At 70.2% G+C, this 24,106-nt stretch carries 19 protein-coding genes and 1 pseudogene; 8 read left to right on the forward strand and 12 right to left on the reverse strand.

Annotation, left to right across the window (positions count from 1 at the left end):
* Positions 1 to 24 precede the first annotated feature (24 nt).
* Positions 25 to 1,338 (forward strand): PspC domain-containing protein, encoded by a 1,314-nt coding sequence (locus tag AB0915_RS20945; protein WP_366692511.1) that lies wholly within the window; start codon positions 25 to 27, stop codon positions 1,336 to 1,338.
* Between the two features lie 156 nt (positions 1,339 to 1,494).
* Here AB0915_RS20945 and AB0915_RS20950 read toward each other — a convergent pair whose 3' ends face one another.
* The 4 genes from AB0915_RS20950 to guaA form a co-directional block, all read right to left on the reverse strand.
* The gene (locus AB0915_RS20950; protein WP_366692512.1) at positions 1,495 to 2,004 is read right to left on the reverse strand and encodes a DoxX family protein; all 510 of its coding nucleotides are present in this window, start codon (positions 2,002 to 2,004) and stop codon (positions 1,495 to 1,497) included.
* A 120-nt stretch (positions 2,005 to 2,124) separates the two neighbouring features.
* The gene (locus AB0915_RS20955; RefSeq protein WP_366692532.1) at positions 2,125 to 3,390 is read right to left on the reverse strand and encodes a hypothetical protein; all 1,266 of its coding nucleotides are present in this window, start codon (positions 3,388 to 3,390) and stop codon (positions 2,125 to 2,127) included.
* A 113-nt stretch (positions 3,391 to 3,503) separates the two neighbouring features.
* Positions 3,504 to 4,274, reverse strand: coding sequence for a class II aldolase/adducin family protein (locus AB0915_RS20960; RefSeq protein ID WP_366692513.1), 771 nt, complete (start codon positions 4,272 to 4,274; stop codon positions 3,504 to 3,506).
* Positions 4,275 to 4,440: 166 nt separating this feature from the next.
* Positions 4,441 to 6,036 (reverse strand): glutamine-hydrolyzing GMP synthase, encoded by a 1,596-nt coding sequence (guaA, locus tag AB0915_RS20965; protein ID WP_366692514.1) that lies wholly within the window; start codon positions 6,034 to 6,036, stop codon positions 4,441 to 4,443.
* A gap of 383 nt (positions 6,037 to 6,419) precedes the next feature.
* Between guaA and AB0915_RS20970 the strand changes: the two genes are divergently transcribed.
* Both AB0915_RS20970 and AB0915_RS20975 read left to right on the forward strand, forming a co-directional pair.
* Positions 6,420 to 6,725 carry a chorismate mutase gene (locus tag AB0915_RS20970; protein WP_358860534.1) on the forward strand — a complete coding sequence of 102 codons (306 nt, stop codon included), beginning with the start codon at positions 6,420 to 6,422 and terminating at the stop codon, positions 6,723 to 6,725.
* Between the two features lie 799 nt (positions 6,726 to 7,524).
* Complete coding sequence (locus tag AB0915_RS20975) at positions 7,525 to 8,547, forward strand: LAETG motif-containing sortase-dependent surface protein (protein ID WP_366692515.1); 1,023 nt, start codon at positions 7,525 to 7,527, stop codon at positions 8,545 to 8,547.
* A gap of 95 nt (positions 8,548 to 8,642) precedes the next feature.
* Here AB0915_RS20975 and AB0915_RS20980 read toward each other — a convergent pair whose 3' ends face one another.
* A complete protein-coding gene (locus AB0915_RS20980; protein WP_366692516.1) occupies positions 8,643 to 10,472 on the reverse strand; it encodes a GMC family oxidoreductase in 1,830 nt (609 codons plus the stop codon).
* Positions 10,473 to 10,520: 48 nt separating this feature from the next.
* Positions 10,521 to 12,137: a succinic semialdehyde dehydrogenase gene (locus AB0915_RS20985; RefSeq protein WP_366692517.1), complete on the reverse strand. Its 1,617-nt coding sequence runs from the start codon at positions 12,135 to 12,137 to the stop codon at positions 10,521 to 10,523.
* A gap of 307 nt (positions 12,138 to 12,444) precedes the next feature.
* Between AB0915_RS20985 and AB0915_RS20990 the strand changes: the two genes are divergently transcribed.
* Positions 12,445 to 13,083 (forward strand): recombinase family protein, encoded by a 639-nt coding sequence (locus tag AB0915_RS20990; protein ID WP_366692518.1) that lies wholly within the window; start codon positions 12,445 to 12,447, stop codon positions 13,081 to 13,083.
* 31 nt (positions 13,084 to 13,114) lie between these two features.
* Positions 13,115 to 13,396, forward strand: a pseudogene (locus AB0915_RS20995) (transposase); the annotation flags it as partial.
* Between the two features lie 39 nt (positions 13,397 to 13,435).
* Here AB0915_RS20995 and AB0915_RS21000 read toward each other — a convergent pair.
* The 4 genes from AB0915_RS21000 to AB0915_RS21015 all read right to left on the reverse strand — a co-directional run bounded on the left by AB0915_RS21000 (position 13,436) and on the right by AB0915_RS21015 (position 17,337).
* Positions 13,436 to 14,278, reverse strand: coding sequence for a DUF6461 domain-containing protein (locus AB0915_RS21000; RefSeq protein WP_366692519.1), 843 nt, complete (start codon positions 14,276 to 14,278; stop codon positions 13,436 to 13,438).
* 388 nt (positions 14,279 to 14,666) lie between these two features.
* Positions 14,667 to 14,882, reverse strand: a complete 216-nt coding sequence (locus AB0915_RS21005; protein ID WP_366692520.1) for a hypothetical protein — start codon at positions 14,880 to 14,882, stop codon at positions 14,667 to 14,669.
* Positions 14,883 to 15,460: 578 nt separating this feature from the next.
* The gene (locus AB0915_RS21010; RefSeq protein ID WP_366692521.1) at positions 15,461 to 16,111 is read right to left on the reverse strand and encodes a response regulator transcription factor; all 651 of its coding nucleotides are present in this window, start codon (positions 16,109 to 16,111) and stop codon (positions 15,461 to 15,463) included.
* Positions 16,099 to 17,337: a sensor histidine kinase gene (locus tag AB0915_RS21015; RefSeq protein ID WP_366692522.1), complete on the reverse strand. Its 1,239-nt coding sequence runs from the start codon at positions 17,335 to 17,337 to the stop codon at positions 16,099 to 16,101. The genes AB0915_RS21010 and AB0915_RS21015 overlap by 13 nt, the downstream gene beginning before the upstream one ends.
* Before the next feature lie 134 nt (positions 17,338 to 17,471).
* Between AB0915_RS21015 and AB0915_RS21020 the strand changes: the two genes are divergently transcribed.
* From AB0915_RS21020 to AB0915_RS21030, 3 genes are all read left to right on the forward strand, one after another.
* Positions 17,472 to 17,960, forward strand: coding sequence for a hypothetical protein (locus tag AB0915_RS21020; RefSeq protein WP_366692523.1), 489 nt, complete (start codon positions 17,472 to 17,474; stop codon positions 17,958 to 17,960).
* A gap of 56 nt (positions 17,961 to 18,016) precedes the next feature.
* A complete protein-coding gene (locus AB0915_RS21025; RefSeq protein WP_359410436.1) occupies positions 18,017 to 18,679 on the forward strand; it encodes a methyltransferase domain-containing protein in 663 nt (220 codons plus the stop codon).
* 371 nt (positions 18,680 to 19,050) lie between these two features.
* The gene (locus AB0915_RS21030; RefSeq protein ID WP_366692524.1) at positions 19,051 to 19,284 is read left to right on the forward strand and encodes a hypothetical protein; all 234 of its coding nucleotides are present in this window, start codon (positions 19,051 to 19,053) and stop codon (positions 19,282 to 19,284) included.
* 251 nt (positions 19,285 to 19,535) lie between these two features.
* Here the strand turns inward: AB0915_RS21030 and AB0915_RS21035 are convergent, their stop codons facing one another.
* Positions 19,536 to 21,182: a protein kinase gene (locus AB0915_RS21035; protein ID WP_366692525.1), complete on the reverse strand. Its 1,647-nt coding sequence runs from the start codon at positions 21,180 to 21,182 to the stop codon at positions 19,536 to 19,538.
* 123 nt (positions 21,183 to 21,305) lie between these two features.
* Complete coding sequence (locus tag AB0915_RS21040) at positions 21,306 to 23,948, reverse strand: protein kinase (RefSeq protein WP_366692526.1); 2,643 nt, start codon at positions 23,946 to 23,948, stop codon at positions 21,306 to 21,308.
* Positions 23,949 to 24,106 lie beyond the last annotated feature (158 nt).

Below are 24,106 nucleotides of genomic sequence, written 5' to 3' on the forward strand. Positions count from 1 at the left end.
TCGGCCGCCCGTCACCATGGAGCCATGACCGTTCCCCAGGACGCCGCGCCCGGCGTCGCACCCCCGCCCGCACCGAGACCGCAGCTGCAGCGCAGCTCGCGGCAGAAAGTGGTGGCCGGGGTGTGCGGCGGACTCGGCCGGTACTGCGACGTGGACCCAGTGATCTTCCGGATCGTGATCGGTGTGCTGTCGGTGGCCGGTGGAGTCGGCCTGATCTTCTACGGCTTCGCGTGGCTGCTGCTCCCGCTGGAGGGCGAGGAGGAGAACGAGGTACGCAGGCTGCTGTCCGGCCGGGTCGAGGGGGCGTCGCTGATCGCGGCGCTGTTCGCGCTGATCGGCTGCGGGCTCTTCCTGTCCATGCTGGGCAACGGGGGCACGCTGGCGTTGTCCGCGATAGAGCTGACGCTCGCGATCGTCGGTTTCAGCGTGTGGACGCAGCACCGCAGGACCGCCGCGCCCGACGACCCGCTGCACCCGACGGCCGCCGCGCAGGCGGTGGCGGACGCCCCGCCGGAGGTGAAAGCGCCGCCGTCGCCGGGCAGCCCGTCCTGGTGGCGGGATCCGATCGTCAAGGACGGCACGTCCGGGCCGGTGGGACCGGGGTATCTGTGGGGCCCGGCGGGTGCGGTGGCCGACGGTCCGCCGGTACCCCGCAGGGCGGCGGACTCCCCGTACCGCGCACCCGAGCCGACCCGGGCCAACCGGGGGCCACGCTCGATCGGCGGCCTGGTCTTTCTGCTCGCCCTGATCGCGGGCGGTCTGGGCGCGGGGCTCAGCTGGCACACGCATCCGCTCGGTACGAGCCTGCAGTTCGGCCTGGCCGCGGCGCTCGCCGTGTTCGGTGCGGGGATGCTGGTCAGCACCTTTCTCGGCAGGACCGGGTTCGGCACCGTCCTGCTGGCAATGATCACGGCGGCGCTGCTGGCGGGCGCGGCCGCGCTGCCGAAGGACATCAGCACCCATTGGGTACGGGAGGAATGGCGCCCGGCGTCGGTCGCCGCGGTCCAGCCGCGGTACGAGCTGGGCAGCGGTGTCGGCAGACTCGACCTGTCGAAGGTGCCGGTCCCGGAGGGGGACACGGTCCGGACGCGGCTGGGGGTGGGCGCGGGCCGGGCGGTCGTCGTCGTACCGAAGGCGGCGACGCTCCAGGTGCGGGCGGACGCCGGGATCGGCGACATCCGGCTGCCGGGCGATCCGCCGGGCAATGTGGACATCAGCCCGTCGCGGAAGGAACACCGCACGATCGCCCCGCCCGCGGGCGTCACCCCGGCGGGCACGGTCGAGCTGGATCTGGAAGTCGGTATCGGACAGGTGGAGGTCATTCGTGCTGCGTCATGAGATCCGGCCGGGCCGGGCGGTCGCGGGGATCGCGATGCTCGCCCTCGCCGCCGGTTACGCGGCGGACGCGGCGGGCACCTGGGACGCCCCCTGGGTCTTCTTCTTCCCGGTGTTCTTCGGCGGCCTCTGGCTCGCCGCGACCACGACGTGGATCGGCTACCGTATCCGTCGCCGTCGCGACGCAAGGAAAGCGTCCACGGAGAACGACGCGGCGCCGCAGAGCACCAGCGGCAGCCAGGCCATGAGGTAGGCCAGGTCGTTGCCGAAGTAGTACGGCTTGACCTGCCAGCTCACGGTCAGCCACAGGCTCAGTGAGATCAGCGCCCCGCCGAGTGCGGCGAGCCGGGCCCGGAGCCCGATCAGCGTGCCGATGCCCACGGCGATCTCACCGAGGGCGATGGCGTACCCGAAGGCTCCCGGGCTCTTCAGTGCGAGATCGACGAGGGCCGGGATCGCGGCGGAGTCGCGCGCCGCGTGCATCGTCTCGCCGATGGAGCCGGGGCCGGTGGCGCGGAAGAAGGCACTGTCCGTCAGTTTGTCGAGCCCGGCATAGAGAAAGGTGACACCGAGAAAGATCCGCAGCGGCAGCAGGGCATGCTCCCGCGCCAGCTCCCGGATGCTTACCACCTCGCCCAGACCTCGCGAATTCGCGCCATACCCACGCATAAGACCCCGCCCTTCCGTCGACCCGTCACCAGACCATACGTACGCGGCGAACGGGCTGCTCAGCTGCCCCGCGGTTCGATCAAACCCGAGCGGCGGCCGGGGGAGGACGGTCTGTCGCATCTAGTCCGTGACGTCGATCTCGACCCGGTTCGTCTCCACCCCGGCGGCTGTCACGACCTGGACGTCCACCCGCCCAGGTTCCACCTCCACCGGGACCGGCACGGTGAGCACGGTGTCGGTCGGGTTGGCGAAGCCTCCGGTGACCGGGATCAGCGGGACATGGACATGGACCCGGCCGATCCGGACCACCATGCGGGCCAGCCGGTCCGGGGCCCCGGCGCCGGGCGGCACGAAGCCCGCGCCGCGGATCTCGATGTCGTCGCCGGTACGGATCGGCGCGTCCAGGTCACCGGCCTCCCGGGCCCGTACGACGGACAGCACGACCGGGCGCCCGCCCTCCGCGTGCTTCCCCGCGAAGTACGTCGCCGCGGAGACCGCCACCAGCAGGGCCAGCCCCCAGGGCAGATCGGGAAGCTGCTCGGGCCGGCGGGCCAGCCGGACCGCGGAGAAGAGGACGGCTACAGCGCTCACCAGCACGTACTGCACATCCGTGAAACTGCCGCGCCCGGAGTCGTCGGTGAGCAGATCGGCGGCGCGCGGCCGGTCCCCCCGCAGCTTCTGCAGGCGCTGCGCGAGGACGCGTACGGTCACCACCCGGCGCACGAGCACGGCGACGGCGCACACCAGCGCCAGCACGGTCAGCACCCCGGCGCCACGCGCCAGTTCCAGACCGTCGATCAGCGCGTCGCGCTCCGCGTGGCCGGAGGCCCCTGCCAGCTGCAGCGCGAGGACGAGTACGGAGAAGACGGCGAGCAGCACCCAGGCGACGGCGACCGCACGGGAGGTGGAGAGCCGGTTGTCCTCGCCGATCAGCGGGGCGAGAACGCCGCCGCGGGCCCGGTGGAAGCGGGCGGCGCCGGTCAGCAGTGCCGCGGTGACGACCCCGGCGAGCAGACCGGCGGTACGGGCGGTCGACCAGCCCGCGCCGATCGCGGTGACCGACTCGCCGATGACGAGCACGGCGACGCTCCCCCAGACGACGGCCAGGGTGCGCTGCCAGACCCGGTGGAGCCAGGCGTCGCCCTCCTCCCGGCTGCGTTCGGCGACCGTGCGGGCCGACTCGGTCAGCTCGTCGGAGACCCACTGACGGGTCGCGGACGCGGACTGGGCGACGCCGGTCGGCAGGCCCTGGCCCGCGGCGAGTCCGTCCCGTTTGGCCAGGAAGGCGGCCACCGCGCGCCGGTGCCCCTCGCGCGCTCCGTGCGGGCAGTCGCCGCACGTACAGCCACCGCCGTGCGCGCCTTGTCGTGCCTCGTCCAACGCCACGGAGAACGCCGCCCTTTCCCGCCCCAGTACTGCCAACTGACCACCTATTGCTGCGAATTGTGCCGTACGGGACGGTCAGGTGCCGCATCGGGGAGGTCCGGACGCGCAGATCGTCAGAACGTTCGAGCGATCCGCTTCCACAGCGGCTGGTAATTGATCCAGGCCACCAGGTCGCTGCCGAGCTGTTCGCGGGTGGCGACGGCGTCCCGGTGCTCGATCAGCACCGGCTTGCCGGCCGCTCGCGCGGTCAGCTGCACCTGGCAGGAGCGCTCCATGGTGAGGAACCACCAGGCGGCCGCGTCCACCGAGTCACCGACCGTCAGCAGCCCGTGGTTGCGCAGAATGATCGCCTTGCGGGTTCCGAGCGCGGCCGCGATCCGGTGCCCCTCGTCCTCGTCGACCACGACCCCCGTGTAGGCCTGGTAGACCGCGTGATCCTCGTAGAACGCGCAGGATTCCTGGGTGATCGGCTCGATGAATTCGCCGAGCGTGGACAGCGCCCGGCCGTGCAGGGAGTGGGTGTGCGCGACGGCGACGACGTCCGGGCGCGCCCGGTGCACCTGGGCGTGGACGGCGAACGCCGCCTGATTGACGTGGTGGCGCCCCTCGACGACCTGCCCGTCGCCGTTGACCAGGATCAGATCCTCCCGGCTCATCCCGTCGAAGGGGGCGCCGAACGGGTTGACCCAGAAGCAGTCGGCGAACTCCGGGTCCCGCGCGGTGAGGTGACCGGAAACCCCGTCCTCGTACCCGTACTCACCGAACAGCCGCAACGCCCCGGCCAGCCGCTCCTTGCGGTGCGCGCGTTCCTCGCCGACCGACTCGTGGACGGGCGGCATCGCGAACTGCAGTTGTTCGACGGGGATCGGCGTGGGCTCGGGCATGACGACTCCTCGGGGCTCCCAGGGCATTCGGACGGAAGCTACCGCCGGTCACCGCAGGTGGCCAGAGCGATCACGCATCTATTCGCCGGAGCGGCGGCCCCGGACACGGCGATGCCGCCGCCCGGATGAACGAGCGACGGCATCGGCATCGGCCCCGCGGTGGGGGTCACTCCCACTCGATGGTGCCCGGCGGCTTGCTCGTCACGTCGAGGACGACGCGGTTGACGTCGGCGACCTCGTTGGTGATGCGGGTGGAGATCTTCGCCAGGACCTCGTACGGCAGACGCGACCAGTCGGCCGTCATCGCGTCCTCGGAGGAGACGGGGCGCAGCACGATCGGGTGACCGTAGGTGCGGCCGTCGCCCTGGACGCCGACCGAGCGGACGTCGGCCAGGAGGACCACCGGGCACTGCCAGATGTCGCGGTCGAGTCCGGCCGCGGTCAGCTCCTCGCGGGCGATGGCGTCGGCCTCGCGCAGCAGGTCGAGCCGGTCCTTGGTGACCTCGCCGACGATCCGGATACCGAGACCGGGGCCGGGGAACGGCTGGCGCTGGACGATCTCCTCCGGCAGGCCGAGCTCCTGGCCGACCATCCGGACCTCGTCCTTGAACAGCTGCCGCAGCGGCTCGACGAGCTGGAACTCGATGTCGTCGGGGAGGCCGCCCACGTTGTGGTGGGACTTGATGTTGGCGGTGCCGGTGCCGCCGCCGGACTCGACGACGTCCGGGTAGAGCGTGCCCTGCACGAGGAACGCGACGTCCTCGCCGGCCGCGCCCGCCTCGGCGACGAGCTCGGCCTGGGCCTGCTCGAAGACGCGGATGAACTCGCGGCCGATGATCTTCCGCTTCTGCTCGGGATCGGAGACCCCGGCCAGCGCCTTCAGGAACCGCTCCTCGGCGTCGACGACCTTCAGCTGGACACCGGTGGCGGCCACGAAGTCTTTCTCGACCTGCTCGGTCTCGCCCTTGCGCATCAGACCGTGGTCCACGTATACGCAGGTCAGCTGGGAGCCGATGGCCTTCTGAACGAGGGCTGCGGCGACCGCGGAGTCCACACCGCCGGAGAGTCCGCAGATGGCGCGCTTGGTGCCGACCTGCTCACGGATCAGCGCGATCTGCTCCTCGACGACGTTCGTCGTGGTCCAGGTCGGCTCGATGCCCGCGCCGCGGTAGAGGAAGTGCTCCAGGACCTGCTGGCCGTACGTGGAGTGCAGGACCTCGGGGTGGTACTGGACGCCGTAGAGCTTCTTCTCGTCGTTCTCGAAGGCGGCGACCGGTACGACGTCCGTGGACGCGGTGACGGTGAAGCCCTCGGGGGCGGCGGAGCAGGCGTCGCCGTGCGACATCCAGACGGACTGCTCGGCGGGCGTGCCCTCGAAGAGCGTGGAGCCGGTCTTGGAGACCGTCAGCGGGGTGCGGCCGTACTCACGGGCACCGTTGTCGTCGACGGTGCCGCCGAGCGTGGTGGCCATCAGTTGGAAGCCGTAGCACATACCGAAGATCGGGACCCCGGCCTCGAACAGCGAGCGGTCGAGACTGGGCGCGCCATCCGCGTACACCGAGGACGGGCCGCCGGACAGGATGATCGCCCGGGGGTTCTTGGCCAGCATCTCGGCCACCGGCATCGTGGACGGGACGATCTCGCTGTAGACCCGGGCCTCACGGACGCGGCGGGCGATGAGCTGTGCGTACTGCGCGCCGAAGTCGACGACAAGGACCACGTCGGGTGTGGTGTCGGGGGCGGCGGGGGGTGCTGCTGGCACGGGGGCGGCCTTCCGGCGTTGAGAGGGGGGTCGGTTCTGCCGATTCTACCGGGGTTGCGAGGGAGACGGATTTCTGCGTCTTCCGGGATACGAGCCAAGACCCTCCGGGCGTCGGCCGGAGCGGTGCACACGGCCGTGCCGTCGGCGGCGTCTCAGCATCCGGGCCGCGCGTTGGCCCATCGCCCGGCGCGGGTCCATACTGGCGCCATGCGTCAGCACACGACCTTCGTCTTTACCTATGGCATCCGGCCCGCCGGCTGCCATGGTCGTGCTGCTTGAGCAACTGACAAGCAACGTTCCAGGCGCCCCGGGCCGACAGGCCCGGGGCGTTCTGCGTTCGGGGCCCGACCGCTCCGGGGACCACATCCCCCAGGAGTCACACCATGAGCAACAGCACCGCCGCCGCGAAGACCCTCATCGAGAAGACCGGTGCGAACACCGATGAGGCCGCCCGGCTGATCGGTGACGCCCGCGAGCGCATCGACGCCCTCGACGACCGGATCATCGGGCTCGTCCAGGAACGGATGGCCGTCTCGGCAGTCATTCAAGAGGCGCGGATCACCTCCGGCGGCCGCCGGGTCAACCTCTCCCGCGAGATGGAGATCCTCGGCCAGTACCGGAAGGCGCTCGGCAAGCCCGGCACCTCGCTCGCGATGACGCTGCTGGAGCTGTGCCGCGGCCGCGTGTGACTCCCCGCGGGCCGGCCGCGCGCAACCCACCCGCGGGCCGGGTGCGCGGCGGCCGACGGGGGCTCCGGTGGCTCCGCAGGCGTATCTGAGTTCGGACCGACTCTCACCCGTACGGCGCGTGACCGGCGCCTCGCCGGCTTCGTTGGTCCCGGTGTCCGTGCCAGCCAGGGGCGGCTCAGGAAGAAACCACGCGTGGCTCCGCTGGAGCGTGTGGCGTACTGCAGGTACGCCGTGGGACCGCGCCCCAGCGTGCGTGACCGGTCCGCAGGGGACAGCGGCCCGGTCACCCCAAGAGCGGTCGGCTCCGGGGACGCCCGGAGCCGACCGTATCCGGTCGAAACGGTTGCGCGGGACGCAGCCGATCCAGCACGATGCAAGGGGCAAGTCCTCCCATATCGCACCACCCGCGACGTGGGTCGACACCTCGTCCGCGCCCCCGTGCGCCGGGGGCGCCGACCCGACGCACCACCTTCCCGCGGCGCCACCCCCCGGCGCCGCCCCTCGGCACCGGCGCTGCCCTGACGTCGGTGCTGATCGACAAGGGCCCCGCAGGCCGGTTCACACCGGACCGCGGGGCCCTTGGTCATGGAACGGCGGCGAATTTCCGCAGGTCACGGGTGACGACGGAGCGCCATGTGGCACATGTCACATAAAGATTCTGTCAACACCGGGACAACCATTGCGGCGGGTGGCTGGTCATGCATGCAGAACAACGGCCCCACCCGTGACCCCACCGCGGAAGGCCCGTCCCCAACCGCGTACCGCGACCACAGCGGTACACCGTACTTCTGAGGTCTCCATGAAGCTTCGCCGCGCCATGGCGGTGGCCGCCGCCACCGCAGTCATAGCACCCGCAGCCATCCTGGCCGCCCCGGTCGCGTTCGCCGACGACACCGTCACCACCGTCGAGTCGACGACCCCGGAGCCGACCGAGAGCACCGAGGCCACGCCCAGCAGTTCGCCGTCCGACGAGGTCACCACCACAGCTCCCGCCGAGAACACCTCCTCTCCCGCCGAGAACACCTCCTCTCCCGCCGAGGAGACCGGCAAGACCGCGGAGGAGACGGACAAGCCTGCCGCGAAGACGTCCGGCACGCCCTCCGCGGACACCGGCGTCACCCCGTCCGGCACGCCGTCCGAGTCCGAGGACTCGCAGGAGCCGACCGAGTGCGAGAAGTCCGACCTGGACATCTCGATCAACGGCCTGCCCGGCAAGATCGCCCGCGGCAGTGGTTGGCACAAGTTCAAGATGAACGTCTACAACTCGTCGAAGACGACCGTGCGCGAGATCGACTACTTCGCGGGCGCCTCCTCCGACAAGGACGGCAACGACCTGTTCAAGTCGAAGCAGGTCAGCCTCCAGGCGCTCGACATGGACACCAACACGTGGGAAGACCTCAGCGAGGACGGCCGCGCGGTGGGTTACGTCGGCCAGTCCGACGAGATCCGCGCGGGCTACGAGATCGACATCCCGCTCCGCATCAACGTGAAGTCGACCGCCCCGGTCGGCGCCGGCTTCACCCTCGGCGCCGGTCTGTACGTCGGCGACAAGGACTGCATGGGCGTCAGCGACGTCGCGTACAAGTTCCAGATCGTGAAGTCCGGCGGCAGCGGTTCGACGCCGCAGACCGGCGGCACCGCCCCGGTCCCGGCCGAGAAGCCGTCCTCCAACACCACGGGCCAGGTCTCCGGCACGCTCGCCGAGACCGGTTCGTCCTCCGCAGTGCCGATGTTCGCCCTCGCGGGCGGCGCGGCCGTAGTGCTCGGTGCCGGTGCGATGTTCGTCGTGCGGCGCCGCAGGAACGGTGACGCCGCCGCGTAACGGGCGAGGTCACCGGTAGGCGTGAGGGGCTGCTCTCGGAGGGGGGTGCAGCCCCTTTCCGCTGTCCGGATCCGGCCCGGTCCGAAAGCGAGGCCCTACTGCTTCTTCTTCGGCGGGACCGTCGGCAGACCCAGGAACGGCAGCTTCAGCGCGCCGAACGCCTCCTTCGGCACCGCCGGTGCCCTCGGCTCGACCGCCGCCAGCCGTTCGTACGCCTCGCCCTGCGCCGGGCGCGGGTCCGCCTCCCCCTTGTTGGGCCAGAACGACATGGCCCGCTCCGCCTGCGCGGTGATGGTCAGCGACGGGTTGACGCCGAGGTTCGCGGAGACCGCCGAGCCGTCCACGACCGAGATGCCCGGGTGCCCGTACAGCCGGTGGTACGGGTCGATGACCCCGTCCTCCGCGCTCGCACCGATCGGGCAGCCACCGAGGAAGTGCGCGGTGAGCGGGGTGCCCATCAGTTCGCCGACGTTCGACCCGGCGAAGCCGTTGATCTCGTCGGCGAGCAACGAGGCGCTGCGCGTCGCCTCCTCTATCTGGGTGGGGTTGGGCGCCCCGTGCCCCTGCCGGGCGGTGAGCAGTCCCTTTCCGATACCGCTGGGCTTGCGGTATGTCGTCAGGGAGTTGTCCAGCGACTGCATGACGAGACCGATGATGGTCCGCTCCGACCAGCGACGGTTGGAGAGCGACCGGACAGCGAGGGTCGGGTGCTTGGCCATGTTGCCGAGCCAGCCCAGCACCCGGCGGCTGCCGTACGGAACCTGGAGGATCGACAGGGAGCCCATGGCGTTGGAACCCTTGCCGTAGCGGACCGGCTCGATGTGGGTGTTCTCGTCGGGGTGGATCGAGGATGTGATGGCGACGCCCTGGGTGAAGTCGGCCTTCGCGGTGCCGTGCTTCCTGCGGTAGCGGCGGTCGCTGGTCTGGGAGCCGACGAGCGCCTCGGAGTTGGTACGGGTCAGCTCGCCGAGCCTGGCGGAGAGCCGGGGCAGCAGCCCCTCGTCCTTCATGGTGTGGAGCAGGGTCTGGGTGCCGTACGTGCCCGCCGCGACCACCACCTTGCGGGCGCGCAGCCGCGTCGGCCCGTCCTTCTTCCGGCGGTCCGTCGGGACGGTCGTGACGTGGTATCCGCCCTCCGCGTCGTCCGTGATCGCGACGACGGAGGTCATCGGGTGGATGACCGCGCCGGCCTTCTCGGCGAGGTGGAGGTAGTTCTCGTTGAGGGTGTTCTTCGCGCCGTGGCGGCAGCCCGTCATGCATTCGCCGCACTCGGTGCAGGCCTTGCGGGCGGGGCCCGCGCCGCCGAAGTACGGGTCGGCGACCGTTCCGCCGGGCTTCGCCTTCGCCGTGCCGTCGGCGTCGTTGCCGTCGCCGAAGAATACACCGACCGGGGCGAGATGGAAGGTGTCGCCGACGCCCATGGCCTGCGCGGCCGCCTTCAGATGGACGTCGGACGGGGTCGTCGTGGGGTTGAGCCGCACCCCGAGCATCCGCTTGGCCTGGTCGTAGTACGGCGTCAGCTCGTCCTGCCAGTCGGTGATGGAAGCCCACTGGCGGTCCTCGAAGAACGGGGCCGGCGGGACGTACAGCGTGTTGGCGTAGTTGAGGGAGCCGCCGCCGACGCCCGCCCCGGCGAGCACCATCACCTTGCCGAGCAGATGCACGCGCTGGATGCCGAAGAGCCCGAGGGCGGGGGCCCACAGGTAGTTCTTGATGTCCCAGGAGTTCTTGGGGAGGGTGCCGGGGGTGAAGCGACGGCCCGCCTCCAGGACCCCGACCCGGTACCCCTTCTCGCTCAGCCGCAGGGCGGACACCGCGCCGCCGAAGCCCGAACCGACGACGAGGACGTCGTAGTCGTACGCCGCGTCGTCCTCGGTCTCACCCGCCGGTCCGGCCTGATTCTGGGCAGGGCTGTCCTGGGACATGGCTCTCCTCGGTGCGAAACGGACAGAACGTGCTGCGGTGTTACGGGCTCAGCGCAGGCGGAACGCCTTCATCACCTTCAGGCTGCGGCTCATGAACGCCGCGTACTTCTCGTCGTCCATCCCGAAGGACGGGGCGAGCGGGATCAGCCTCTGCTGGGCGACGGTCTGGGCCTCGGTGTACTTGAGGATGCCCTCGGAGCCGTGCCGCCGGCCGAGACCGGAATCCTTCATGCCGCCCATCGGGGACTGCACACTGCCGTAGGCGGAGGCGTACCCCTCGTTGATGTTGACCGTGCCGGTCCGCAGCCGGGCGGCGACCCGGTGGCCGCGCCTGGAGTCCTTGGTCCAGACGCTGGAGTTCAGGCCGTACGGGGTGGCGTTGGCGAGGGCGATGGCCTCGTCCTCGTCGGAGAAGCGGTAGATGGAGACGACCGGGCCGAAGGTCTCCTGGGTGCAGACGGCCATGGGCGCCTCGACGCCGTCGAGGATGGTCGGCTCGTAGAACAGCGGGCCGATGTCGGGGCGGGCGACCCCGCCCGCGACGAGTGTGGCGCCCTTCTCGACGGCCTCCGCGACATGCTGCGTGACGGTCTCCAGCTGGCGTTCACTGACGAGCGAACCCATGTCGGCGCCGTACGCGAGGGAGCCGCCGAGCCGCATGGCCTTGGTACGCGCGGCGAACCTCGCCACGAAGTCGTCGGCGACCGACTCGTGGACGTACAGCCGCTCGATGGAGATGCAGAGCTGTCCGGCGGAGGAGAAGCAGGCGCGGACGGCGCCCGCGGCGGCCTTCTCCACGTCGGCGTCCTTCAGGACCAGCATGGCGTTCTTGCCGCCGAGCTCCAGCGAGACGCCGACCAGGCGGGCGGCGGCTCCCTGGGCGACCTCGCGGCCGGTACGGGTGGATCCGGTGAACGAGACGTAGTCGGCGTGCTTGACGACCTCGGGACCGACGACCGGTCCGTCACCGAGAACGACCTGGAACACCTCGGCGGGCAGCCCGGCCTCGATCAGCAGGTCACGGGCCCAGAGCGCGGTGAGGGCGGTCTCCGTGTCGGGCTTCATCACCAGGGCGTTGCCGGCGACGAACGCGGGCAGCGCGTCGCCGACGGACAGTTCGAGCGGGTAGTTCCACGGCGCGATCTGGCCGACGACGCCGCGCGGCTGGCGCAGCTCGGTGGCCTTGGTCAGCGTCGGTACGGCACCGGTGTGCCGCTTCGGCTTCAGATACGAGGACGCCTTGCGCCCGTAGTGCCGGGCGACGATGGCGACCGCCTGTACCTCCTCGTGGGCGTGCAGGCGGGCCTTGCCGGTCTCCAGCTGGATGAGGTCGAGGACCTCGGCCTGGCGCTGGAGTACGAGGTCGTGGAAGCGGAGCAGGACTGAGGCCCTGGCCCGGACGGGGGTGGCGGCCCAGGCGGGCTGGGCGGCGCGGGCCCGGGAAAATGCTTCGGCGACGTCCTCGGGGGTGGACTCCGGCAGGTCGGCGAGCTTCTCCCCCGTGAAGGGGGTGTGGTTCGCGGTCCGGCCGGAGCCGACGACGCCACGGGTCAGCTGGGCGACCACCTCGGGCGTCACCACATCGGCGGCTGTGCGCGCGCCCGCGGGGGCGGCGGCCACAGGGTTCGAACCAGGGTGGGCAACAGAGGCCTGCGAGTCCGTCATGGGGCGAGAGTATGTCCAGCCGCACACTTTGGATACCCACCGGTAACAGGTTTTCACAGTCCCCACAAAACGAGCCAGTGTTCACTGGCGGCATATTTGCTGATCAGGGGCTATCTACCGAGCCGGACCGGCCGGCCGTTCGCAAAACACCTGCGCGGCAGCGGCACGCAGTCCTCAGCGGACGCGGGATCCTCGTGTGCCCGAGCGTCCGCACGATCCTCCGGCCGGTCTTCCGCGGATGGGTTCTCGGCCACCGCATCCCCCCGAGTGCCGCGACTAGCACTTAACGCACTCGCTGGAGTAAGACATGCGGCCCAAAACGGTGATCATCTACGTGCGACTCTCGCGCGATTCCGACGCTTCAACCTTGGTCGCTTCCCAGACGGAAGCCTGCGAGGCATACGCAGCTCAGCGCGGGTGGCGTGTGCTGTTCGTTACCGACGCCGACGTAGACGTTTCCGGCGCGAGCAAGCTGGAGGACCGCCCCGGCATGGCTCGCGTGCTGGCCGCGCTGTCGTCCGCTGACTACGTGCTGGCCGCCAAGCTGGACCGGTACGCGCGCAGCGTCCTGGAGTTCTCCCGACTGCTCCGCGCCGCTGAGGAATCCGGCGCAACCCTGGTCACCGCAGACGGCACGCTGAGCCCGGAGACGAGCAATCTCGTTGTCCACGTCCTCTCGGCGTTCGCCGAATACGAGCGGGACATGATCAAGGCGCGTATTACCGCGTCGAAAATCCACCTGCGCAGTGTGGGCCGCTGGCTTGGTGGGGCCGCGCCGTACGGCTACAAGCTGACCAAGCGCAACGGCGGGACGTATCTCGAAATCGGCCCGGAAGCGGCGGCCATCGTCCGGGACTGCGCCGAGAAACTGACCAAGCACGGCGCTTCGCTGACCGGCCTTAGAGCTCGTAACACGATCTTGCTGAAACGTCCTGGTTGGCCGTGACTGGTGTGATGATTCGGCCGTTCGCGAGGGTGTGGGTACTCGACCGTGGATCGTGGACGATGAGTTGTGGGCGTTGATCGAGCCGTTGCTGCCGCCGTGGCCGGAGCGGTCGCCGGGGCCGCAGCCGGTGTCGGACCGGCTCTGCCTCCAGGGCATCCTGTTCGTCCTCTACAACGACATAGCCTGGCAACTCCTGCCCCTGGAGCTGGGGTTCAGTTCGGGACAGACCTGCTGGCGACGTCTGGACCGATGGCAGAAGGCAGGTGTCTTCGATCGGCTGCACCGGGTCCTGCTCGCAAAGTTGAACGAGGCCGGCGCACCGCCCCGGGGGCACCCTCCACGCGCCCGTTCGCTACTCACCTGTCTCGTGCTCCGAACGATCCATGGCCAGAGGCTCGTTGTGGGTGATCACGACCGGCGCGTTCGCCTCCGCCCGTGCGCGGTCTGAAGCCGCCGCGATCTCCTCGTAGGTCCATTCCTTGTACAGACGCTCCCCGTGGGCATCGGTGATGTCGATGACTAGGCCGGTCCACTCCTCGGCAGGCTGTTCGGGAACGAGTCCCAGTTCGTACGTAGCGTCCTGGAGGAGGGATTCGGTGATGCGTATGCCGGTGAGCCTCTCGGCCAGAGCGAGGACCGCCGCCTTCCCGTCGACGTCCGGGGCGCTCGCGTCGTGCTCTCCCTCGGGAGTCAGAGGGAAGCCGACTTCCCGCAACAGGGGAACCAGTTCATCGGGGCTGTTGCCGTCGCGCGCCGAGGGGCCCTCGAACGTCGTACGGAGCTCACCGTCCTCGAACCAGTGGAAGAGGTGGATGGGCTTGCCGCCGTTGCTCGAGTGCGCCACGACCCGGCCGCCCTTCGACAGCGTCTCCACGCACACGCCCTCGATCCCCAGGCCACCGTCGAAGCCGAGGACGAGTGTCCAGTCGCCGTTCTCGCCCGGAGTGCTGAAGGCGCCCGCAACGTAGGACTCGTCCCAGTAGTCGTAGTCCGCCTCGGCGCGGTGGGCGTCGTCCGCCTCGATCAGCCCGGCCGTTCCCTCCCCAGTGCCGCGCGGTTCCGCCTCCATCGCGCGCAGCACCTCGCGCGGACTCCGCCCCCGAATCAGTGTCAGGGTGTATCCGCTCTCCATCGCGTGGCCGAAGAGCGGCGAGGTGCGGATCCAGGCGTAGTCGTGCGCGGTCACCAAGTTCATACGGCGCAGTGTGCCTGATGCCTCAACCGTCGGTTTCTAGATTTCTTCGGCGATATGTTGCGCGAGCGTGACCGATGATCCTGCTATTCCTCGCACTGTCGCTCCCGCTGGCGCATTTCGCCGTTCCTCGCGTGGCCCGTGCCTATGTGCGTCGCGCGCTATCGAACCAACCACCTAGGAACGTTCCTAGGTGATACCCGCTGGAGAGACGAACCCGTGATTACCAACGCTGTCCGCTATCTCGCCCTTGCTGCGGCCATGGTCATTAGCTTCGCGGTCGAGCGTGAGCTAGGGCGTGTCCGACGGGTCGGCACAGTCCCTGCGATCTCCCGGCTACGCTCGCGCGGGAGCGCCCCGCAGCGCGTGGCTGCGGGACGCCTTGTGGGGTTTAGTCGACCGACTGCCCGTCGTACGTACCGCCTACGCAGGGGTTGCCCGGCAAGTCGATCCGGGGCGTTCCGCCGCCCTCCGCGCACTGAGAAGGGGTGACGTAGGATGGGGCGCCCTGTGCGGTGGCGGCAGTGGCGGTGGCGGCGCCTGCGAGGCCGAGTCCGGCGAGGGCTGCCGTGGCGATGACGGCGGCGAGGATTCGTCGAATGCGCATTCGGTTCCCCTTTCACGGATTTCCTCGATTGGGGCACTAGCCAGCTTGATCCTCACCCATGTGGGCGGCACGTCATGTTGCGCCATTCGGGTGACATGGCTGTCGGGAGCGCGGCCACTGACCCGGCCCGCCCAAGGCCTTCGCGGCCGACTGGGAGGGCGGGACGGACGGCGGAGCGATAGCAGCTCTGGGGGTGAAAACGGTCTGCATGACACGACCCGTCAGACACGCTCTAGCGCTGTCTCATGGCGTGCCCATGGCCGTTGCTCCAGCCGTTCCCGTGGCCATTGACCAATTCATGATTTGGGCTGTCCGGTCGGGCCGTGATGTTGCGCTGAGCGTGGCCGTCGCCGTGGCCGCCAATGTGGCCGGTGCCCTCACGACCGAATCCCTGTCCGCTGTTGATACTTGGGTGTCCGCCGGTGTTTTCGACAGGGTGTTTCGGAGCCACCGGGGCAATGAGAATGAGAGCCACCCGCGGGACCGCTTTCCACGTGGCTCGGTGTCCGCGAGACGTCGTTTGTTGGCTTGCCGGTCTGTTGGGCCGAACGGCGGTAGGAATGCGGGCGGCGGGTCGGTTAGGTCGGGGAAGCGCCGAGGAATCTCAGGACGGCGAGAACGCGCCGGTGGTCGGCGTCAGCTGCGGGCAGGTCGAGTTTGGCGAGGATGTTGTTGATGTGCTTGGCCACTGCGCTGTCGCTGACGACCAGGGCCTCGGCGATCCCGGTGTTGGAGCGTCCCTCGGCCATCAGGGCGAGTACCTCCCGTTCGCGTGGCGTCAGCCGATCGAGCGGGTCACTGCGGCGGCGCACGAGCAGCTGGGCGACCACCTGTGGATCCAGTGCCGTGCCCCCGGCTGCAACCCGCCGAACGGAAGCCACGAACTCCTCCACGTCGGCGACGCGTTGCTTGAGCAGGTAGCCGACGCCGCTGGTGTTGGCCGTCAGCAGGTCTGCCGCATACCGCTCCTCGACGTACTGCGAGAGCAGTACCACCGCGGTCTGCGGCCATTGCTTACGGATCACCAGCGCGGCGCGCACGCCTTCGTCGGTGAAGCCGGGTGGCATGCGGACATCGACCAGGGCCAGCTCGGGCCGGTGTTCCTCGACGGCCGCAAGCAGGGCTTCGGCGTCGCCGACTTCGGCGGCGATCTCGAAGCCGGCCATTTCCAGGACCTTGACGAGCCCGACGCGCAGCAGCAGTGAGTCCTCGGCGATCACGGCTCGCATGGCAGCTCCACGGCGATGGTGGTCGGGCCCCCGACCGGGCTGCTGATGTGGAAGGTGCCGTCGATGGAACCGACCCGTTTGGCCAGCCCGCTCAGTCCGCTGCCGGTGGAGGTGTCGGCGCCGCCGATCCCGTCGTCGGTGATGTTCACGCGCAGCATTCTCCCGATCTGTTTGACAGTGACGTCCACGCGGGTGGCGCGGGCGTGCTTGGTGACGTTGGTGAGCGCCTCGGAGACCACGAAGTAGGCGACCGACTCCACAACGGGCGCCGCTCGCTCCTCGAGGTCGACTCGCAGCCGTACCGGGATCGGTACCCGGGCGGCCAGCCCGGACAGCGCCGCGTCCACCCCGCGGTCTTCGAGGACGGCCGGGTGCAGGCCGCGCACCAGGTCGTTGAGTTCGGCGATGGCCTCCTTCGCCTCGCGGTGCGCCTCGTCGATCACGGTGCGTGCCTCGTCCGGCAGGTTGGTGAGGGTGGCCATGGCCAGGCCCAGGTTGACCGCGAGGGAGACTAGGCGCTGCTGGGTGCCGTCGTGCAGGTCGCGTTCGATGCGGCGGCGTTCGGTATCGACGGCGTCGATCAGGTCGGTGCGGCTCTCGGATAGGTGCTCGACACGCTGCTGAAGCTGCTGGGAGCGGCTGGCCCCGAGCAGCGCGAGCGCGATCCGGGTCTCGGCGCGGGTCACCGGCCCGGTCAGCCAGGGTGCGGCGCACAGCAGCAGCACGCCGGCCGCGGTGTAGTACACCGCTTGGGTCGCGTAGTCGACATAGTCCAGGCGAACCTGGACCGGCAACATCCAGGCCCACCCGTTGACGGTGACGCCAGCAAGGCCCGCGACCCACGCAGCGAGCACCCCCAGCTCCACCACAGCCAGGAGCGGACCGACAAGCAGGTGGTATCCGGCCTGCCGCCAGGTCTGGGCCACGAATAGCCACCGCAGAGCGCGCCTCAGCCACCCTTGCTCGCGCGCGGCCGGCAGCCGGAGGATCTCCACTCCCAGCAGCACCCGGTAACGGCGTCGCTGCACAGCGGTGAGCGCAAGCACACCGAGCAAGATCAGCACAAACGGGAGCGGGAGCACCGGCCACGCCCTCGAATTCGCGACACTCGCCATCCAGCTCCACAACGGCACCAGCGCAAGGTGCAGCGGAATCCCGGCCGCCAAGAAACCGGTGTCCCGCCGGACCCGAACAACTCTGCGCCGCAGCGCCCGGGGAATCGTCATGGCTCGACGGTAAAACGCCAGGTGAGGGCTATGCCATGCACCGTGTATCCGGATCGATGGTGAAGCTGGCACCACCCTGAGAACGGCACCCGGCATTACTGACTGTGATCGCTGTGCGGCTCAGGCTGAAGGGCATGCAGGAAATCATCGAACTGTTCCCGGAGCCGGACGCCGAGCGCGGCATACGCAGGCCGCACGGCCCGCGCACAGGATCGCTCCCCAGCCCGCAGCGCCGTCGTCCGGACCGCCTTCCAGGCCGCCGGCGGGGTCTTGTCCTGGCCGGCTGCGGGGTGGCGCTGCTGCCGTGGCTCGTCGTGTTGGCCACCAGCCTGCCGACCACCTTCCGTGCCTCGCACTGGTCCGCCGCCTGGGTGGGTCTGGACGCGGTGGAGGCGGTCGGCCTGATCACCACAGGGCTGCTGGCCACCCGCGGGGATCGGCGACTGGCACCGGCCGCCGCCGCGACGGCCGCCCTGCTCACCGTCGACGCCTGGTTCGACACGATGACCGCGGCCAGCGGGAGCGAACTGCGCGCGGCGCTGGTCATGGCGTTGTTCGCAGAACTTCCGCTCGCAGCGGTATGCGTCCGCCTGGCGGTTCGAGCGCTGCCCCGCACCCCATGAAACCCGCCACACCGACCCGGGCTGCAACCACGGATACCACAGAACTGGAGAACACCATGGGCTCTGCTGTCCTGACCGCACCGCGCCTGCGCTGGGCCTGCGCCCTCAGTGCCGCTGCCGCCGCAGGCGCCTGGTGGTTCGGCGACAAGGCGCCGTACCCCTACGCCCAACGCAGCCTGCTGGACCTGCCGTTGCCGTTCCTCACATCCGCCCGGCTCGACGCGGTGCTCACCCCGAGCCCGGGCGAGCGGATCCTCGAAGTGGGGCCCGGCACCGGACTGCAGTCGCTGCACATCGCACCGCAACTCGGGCCCCACGGGCAGCTCGACATCCTCGACATCCAACCCGAGATGCTCCGCCACGTGATGCACCGCGCGGGGCAGCGCGCAGTACCCAACATCGTGCCCACCCATGCGGATGCCCGCGAGCTGCCCTTCGACGACGACACATTCGACGCCATGTATCTGGTGACCGCACTGGGCGAGATCCCGGAACCACAACGGGTGCTCGATGAGGCAGTACGGGTGCTCACCCCCGCAGGACGGCTGGTCGTGGGCGAGTTCTTCGACCGGCACTGGATCCCCTTCGGCCCTCTGCACCGTCTCGCCGACGCGTCCGGCCTGCATCTGAGCACCAGGAGCGGCTCGACCCTCGCCTATCTGGCACGGTTTCAACCCTGCGCCCGATCGCAGCGCTCACTTCGAGGACCTGAGAGCTGATCGGTAGCCCAGCCCAGGTGTTCCGCCTCGGCGGAATCATCCCGTGCCCGGCAGCGGCAGCCGATGCGAACCCACAGCCAGTACAGCACCGCGATGGCGACAGCCGCGCCGGTTAAGCCCACGCCGAGACCCACATGCGCTCATCACTCTGCTGCCGTGGTCATCGCTTCAAGTATCCCGGTAGGGTCCCCGTCTCGGCGTCGATCCGCCAACGACACTCGATCGAGCGACAGCCCACCCTCACTACCGACCGCCCGATCCGCCCACCCCCGGCAGTAGTTCACAATCGCGCGAATGGCTCCCATTCCCGCTGCCCGAGTGGCTCCCATTCACTGGAGTCGCCTTGCGGCTGATCGTGCATGATGGCCGCCATGAGGGAATGGCTGAGTACCCGCCCGTGGTGGCAAGAGCTGCTGATCAACTGGCTGCTGTTCAGCGTCTGGATGGTGGCTTCCACTGCCTTCTTCGCGGTGATCACCGGTTGGACTGACATGGTTCCGCGCAACGCCTTCAAGTTCCTGACCGTGACATTTGCGTGGTCTGTGCTGTGCACCCCGCTTTTCCGGTGGCGGCGACGCCGGTTCCACAGTTCGAGTCCTCGCTGATCGCTTCGCCGCAGCGCTGATCGCAGTCATGGCGCGAGCGGCCCGACATCATCGTCACCGTGACGCCCGCCCAGTGGACCACGCTGGCCGATGCCATCAAGGCCGGAGGGTTCGACCTGAGCGCCTGAGGTAGGTCCCATGGAGAAGTGCCCCCGCTGTGCCCCGTCCCTACGCATGTATGGTTTGGGCAGGCACTCGCCCTGCTTCCCCTGGTTTTACGTGCGCTCGTCACGCCGCGCGCGCAGGCGCCGTCAGCCGGCGTCACCCGGGGCACGCCAGCCTCGCAGCATCGTGTCGAACTGGTCCCGCGTCGTCTCCCAGTCCTCCGCCGGACCCGACATGTACAGCGCGTACTCCGGGCCGCCGTCCTCGCCGAAGTACATCTGGTCGATCGCGTGGCGCGGCCCGGGGTGATCCTTGGACTCGGTCCAGGTGAACTCCCAGAGGGAGCCGGGACGATCGCGGTAGAGGTTGGAGTGGAGGGTCTTGCGCTCATAGCCCGGCAGCCGCTTGGTGAGCGTCTTCTCCAGGTCCACCATGTGCATGTACGGGTTGTCGAAGTCGGGCTCCGGGTCGACGCTGATCCGGATGTAGTGCTCGCCGTCGTCCGGGGTGTAGTCGACGTTCTGGCCGTCCACCCGGCGTTTCCAGCCGTCGGGGACGACCAGGCCGAACCCTTCGGGATCGGTGACCAGGTGCCAGCCGTCGGGCACCGCCTTGGCGGAGGGGCGGGGCCCCGGGTCGTGGGGCGGGGTGCTCGGCGGAGTGTCGGTCGCATGGACCGTTCGGCCCTCCGTGCCGCCCGTCCCGGAACTCTCGCCGAACTTCATCGCGGCAAGACCGGCGCCACCGCCGACCAGCGCGGCGAGCGCGATGACCAGGATTGTCGTACGCCACCGGCCGCGGCTGCGGCGGGTCACCCGGGCGGCCCCGAACTGCGGTTCGGGGTCGAGGACCTCCGTCCCGGTACCGGCCGTGCGCCCCGTGGCACCTGGGTCCGCCGCCCGCAGGGCTTCCTCAGGCACCCGTTGCGTCGGTACGTACGCCTGCGCCGCCCGGGGCTCCCGCCCCTCCATCGCGTCCAGCAGCATCCGTTCCGTCTCGGCCGCCGAGGGCCGGTCCGCCGGATCCTTGCGGAGCAGCGCGGTGATCACCGGGCCGAGCGCGCCGGCCCGGGCGGGCGGCGGCGGTTCCTCGGCGACGACGGCCTGCATGGTGGAGATCGGGGACGTACGGCGGAACGGCGAGCGTCCCTCGACCGCGGAGTAGAGGGTGGCGCCGAGCGACCAGAGGTCGGATGCGGGACCGGGATCGCCGCCGCGTACCCGCTCGGGCGCCAGATAGTCGATGGACCCGACGAGTTCACCGGTCCTGGTGATGGTCGAGTCACCCTCTATCGCAGCGATACCGAAGTCGGTGAGCAGCACCGAGCCGTCACGGGCGAGGAGTACGTTGCCGGGCTTCACGTCCCGGTGCAGCACACCGGCGCTGTGCGCGGCGCGCAGCGCGCTCAGGACATGGAGGCCGATCCTGGCCGCTTCGCACGGCGCGATCTCGCCACTCTCCTTGGCGGCATCGGCAAGTGACGGTCCGTCGACGTACTGCATGACGATCCAGGGCCTGTTGTCGTACTCGATCACGTCGTGGACGGTGACCACACCGGGATGGGTGATGCGCGCCGCGGCGCGGGCCTCCTTCTGGGTCCGGGCATGGAGCACGACCCGGTCGGCCTCGGCGACGTACAGCCCGGCGGTCAACTCCTTGACAGCGACCGTGCGATGCAGCACTTCGTCATGGGCGCGCCACACCTTGCCCATACCGCCGCGCCCCAGGACTTCACCGAGCCGGTATCTTCCGGCCAGTATCGGTCCCGCGTCCGTTCCTTGTGATCGTTCCACGATTCCCCGCCCCGTTTCTTCGGATGCCAGGTTACGGAGGGGAGTACAACCACGGAACCTCGCACCACTCAAGAAACCGCACTGTGATGCTTGTCGCGCGGGCGCTCTTCCGCTGCCGGTGCCTCAGGAATTCACGCGGTAGGAGGCGATGGCCTGTTCATAGACGGCGGTCACCTTGTCCCGCTCGTTCTCCGGCCCAGTCACCTGGATGACGTGGTAGCGGCCGTCGACGATCATCGCGAGGTTGCGGACGTACACCTCGCGCCCGGTCTCGTCCTGCCAGGTGAACTGGCCTTCCGCCATGGCCTGTCGGCCGACGTCGATACGGCGCAGCCCGGTCGCCGATGACCAGCTGGAGTCCCGGAAGGGCTGCAACTCCCGTTCCTTGTCGCTCTGGTAGACAAGCGGGTCGCCGCCATTCGCCTTTACGGTGTCGCGGCCCGGCACGACCAGCAGGCTGAACCCGTCGCTGCCGTACCTGACCCGCCGGTCGGCGCCGCCGGCACTGCGCTGCCAGCCCTTGAGTACGCCGACCTCGAAGCCCTCGACGTCCTTGCGCAGGGTGTAACCGGGTGCGAGCGCGACGGCCGAGCGGCTGGTCTGCGGCTGCTCCGCACCGGGCGACCGGGACGATGACGGCGGCTCGGACTGTGCCGGTGGCTTCCCGTCGGAGGAGTCGGGTGAGCCGGTGTCCGAGGCCGCCGCGGTCGAGCCCTTGGAACCGGAGGGGGAGCCCTGCCCGGCACCGCTGTCCGCCTTGGGCATGAACATCACGGCGTACGCGATGGCGGCGGCCAGGCCCAGCAGGATCAGCACGAGCAGCAGCCGTCCGAGCCGCTGCGGCGCACGTCCTTCGCCCTGCCGGGGGCGGGGCGGAGTGCGCAGCGCCTTGGGGCCCTTGGGCTCGCGGGGCTTCTCGTACCGCTCGGGCCGTTCCCTCGTCTGGCGGTGGCGGCCGTGCGCAAAGGCGCTGCCCATGCGGCCGCGGCGCTTGCGGACCAGCTCGCCCCGGCGGCGTACGACGGGCAGCCGGGTGCCGTCGACGGACGGCAGCGGCACGACGTCGAGACCGGCCTCGGGCTCGGGCGCCGACCGCACGAGGGAACGCAGCCAGCCGCGCAGCTCCTCGAAGTCCGGGCGTTCGGTGGGGTCCTGGCGCAGCAGCGACTCGACGACCGGACGCAGCGGACCGCACTCCTCGGCGAAGGCGGGCGGCTCGCCGCAGACCATCTGGACGAGCTCGGCCGCGTTCTCCTCGGGGTAGGGGGCGTGGCCCTGAACAGCGCGGTAGAGCAGGGCGCCGAGCGCCCAGAGGTCGGTGACGGGCCCGATGGGCGGTGCCAACTGCCAGTTCTCGTGCACCGGTCCGGCCTGCTCCGGTGCCCAGCGCTCGGTGACGGCGCCGACGACCGCGATCCGTGCCTGCCGGGCGCGCTCGGCGGCGAGGGTGGTGGCGGGGCCGCGGTAGGCGGGGGTTCCGTGGTCACCGGCGACGATGTCGTCCCAGCGGCCGGAGGTGGGCTGCTGTCGCTCCTGCTGCTGCGGTGCGGAGTTGCCGTGGCGACGGGCGTCGGTGCGCAGGGCGTCCTCGTTGGAGCCGCCCGCGGGAACGGGGCGCCCGAAGTCGGCGCCGTCGCCCCATGAGCCGATCAGGTGCATCCGCCGGTCGGCCGGCCCCTGACTACCGTGGCCCGCGTCGCCGCCGTCACGGCCGTACGGGGCGTCGTACTCGTCGTCGTCCTCGTCGCCCTCGTCGTCGTACGGGTCCGTCGCGGTGGGGCCCCACCCACCCGTGAGCTGCGGGCGGCCGATGTCCGGGGGGCCGGGACGCTGAACGGGGAGGCTGCCGGTCCGGTCCGTCTCTTCCGGCTCGCCGGTCCCGGCACGTCGCTGGTCCTCGCTGACGCGTGCGGCGGCGCGGGCGCCCGCGCGGTAGGCGGCGATGGCTCCGGCGCGCGCAGCCCGCAGCTGCGCGGAGTCGCCCGCGCCGGGGGCAGCCGTGTCGGGATGCAGCGGCGACCGTACGGTCTCCAGCTCACCGGCCGGACCGCGCGAGGACGGCAGCTCGACGGCTTCGGGCGGCCCGGCTCGTTCGGCGTGCTCCGCGGGCGGTGCGAACGGACCGGTCGGGCCCGACTCGAGCGCGGGCCGCCCGTACCCGTTCCCGTCCTCGGGCTGCGGCGTCGGCACATACCCGCACAACGCCTCCTCCGCCGCCCCGGCCGCCAGGCCGGTCAGCATGACGCGTCCGTCGTCGCAGATCAGCACCGTACGGACGGTGATGTTCCGGTGGGTCCAGCCGTGTGCATGCAGCACCCGCAGGGCCGTCAGCACATCGGAGCCGATCTCGGCGGCCCGGTACGGATTCAGCGGCCGCTCGGCGAGCAGCGCGGCCAGCGGACGGGCCGCGACCAGTTCGCTCACGATCCAGAGCGATCCGTCCTCGGCGAACACATCGAAGACCTGATCGAGCCTCGGGTGATCGGGCACCTGGGCCGCGGCCTGCGCGGCCTCGATCGCGCGCCGGACCGCGGGGTCGGCGGACCGCCGCACCGTACGCCCACCGGCCCGACGCACCGCAGGCGGCGGCCCGTCCCCGTCGAGCACCTCGGCGTCCACGACCTCCGGCAACGGCACCTGCCGCACCAGGACTTCCTGTCCGCTGTACGTGTCGAACGCCCGGGTCTCGACCAGTTCGTACTCATCGGAAGGCGGCAGCGGCAGGCGGTAGCGGTCGGCAAGCACCCGACCCGCATAGTCGTCCACGACGCCTCCCCAGTGCGCACTGTCCCCCGGTCGCGGAGACCGCATCAACCGTCAATTGCGGTCACATACTGTGCAATTCGCCTACGGTTATGGCTGCGTACGGTCCTCGGGCTCTCACAATACGTGGCAAGTGCCGGCCGTGCGGCAGGGTCGACGCA

This window comes from Streptomyces sp. NPDC048411 (assembly GCF_040704695.1).
Classification (GTDB): domain Bacteria; phylum Actinomycetota; class Actinomycetes; order Streptomycetales; family Streptomycetaceae; genus Streptomyces.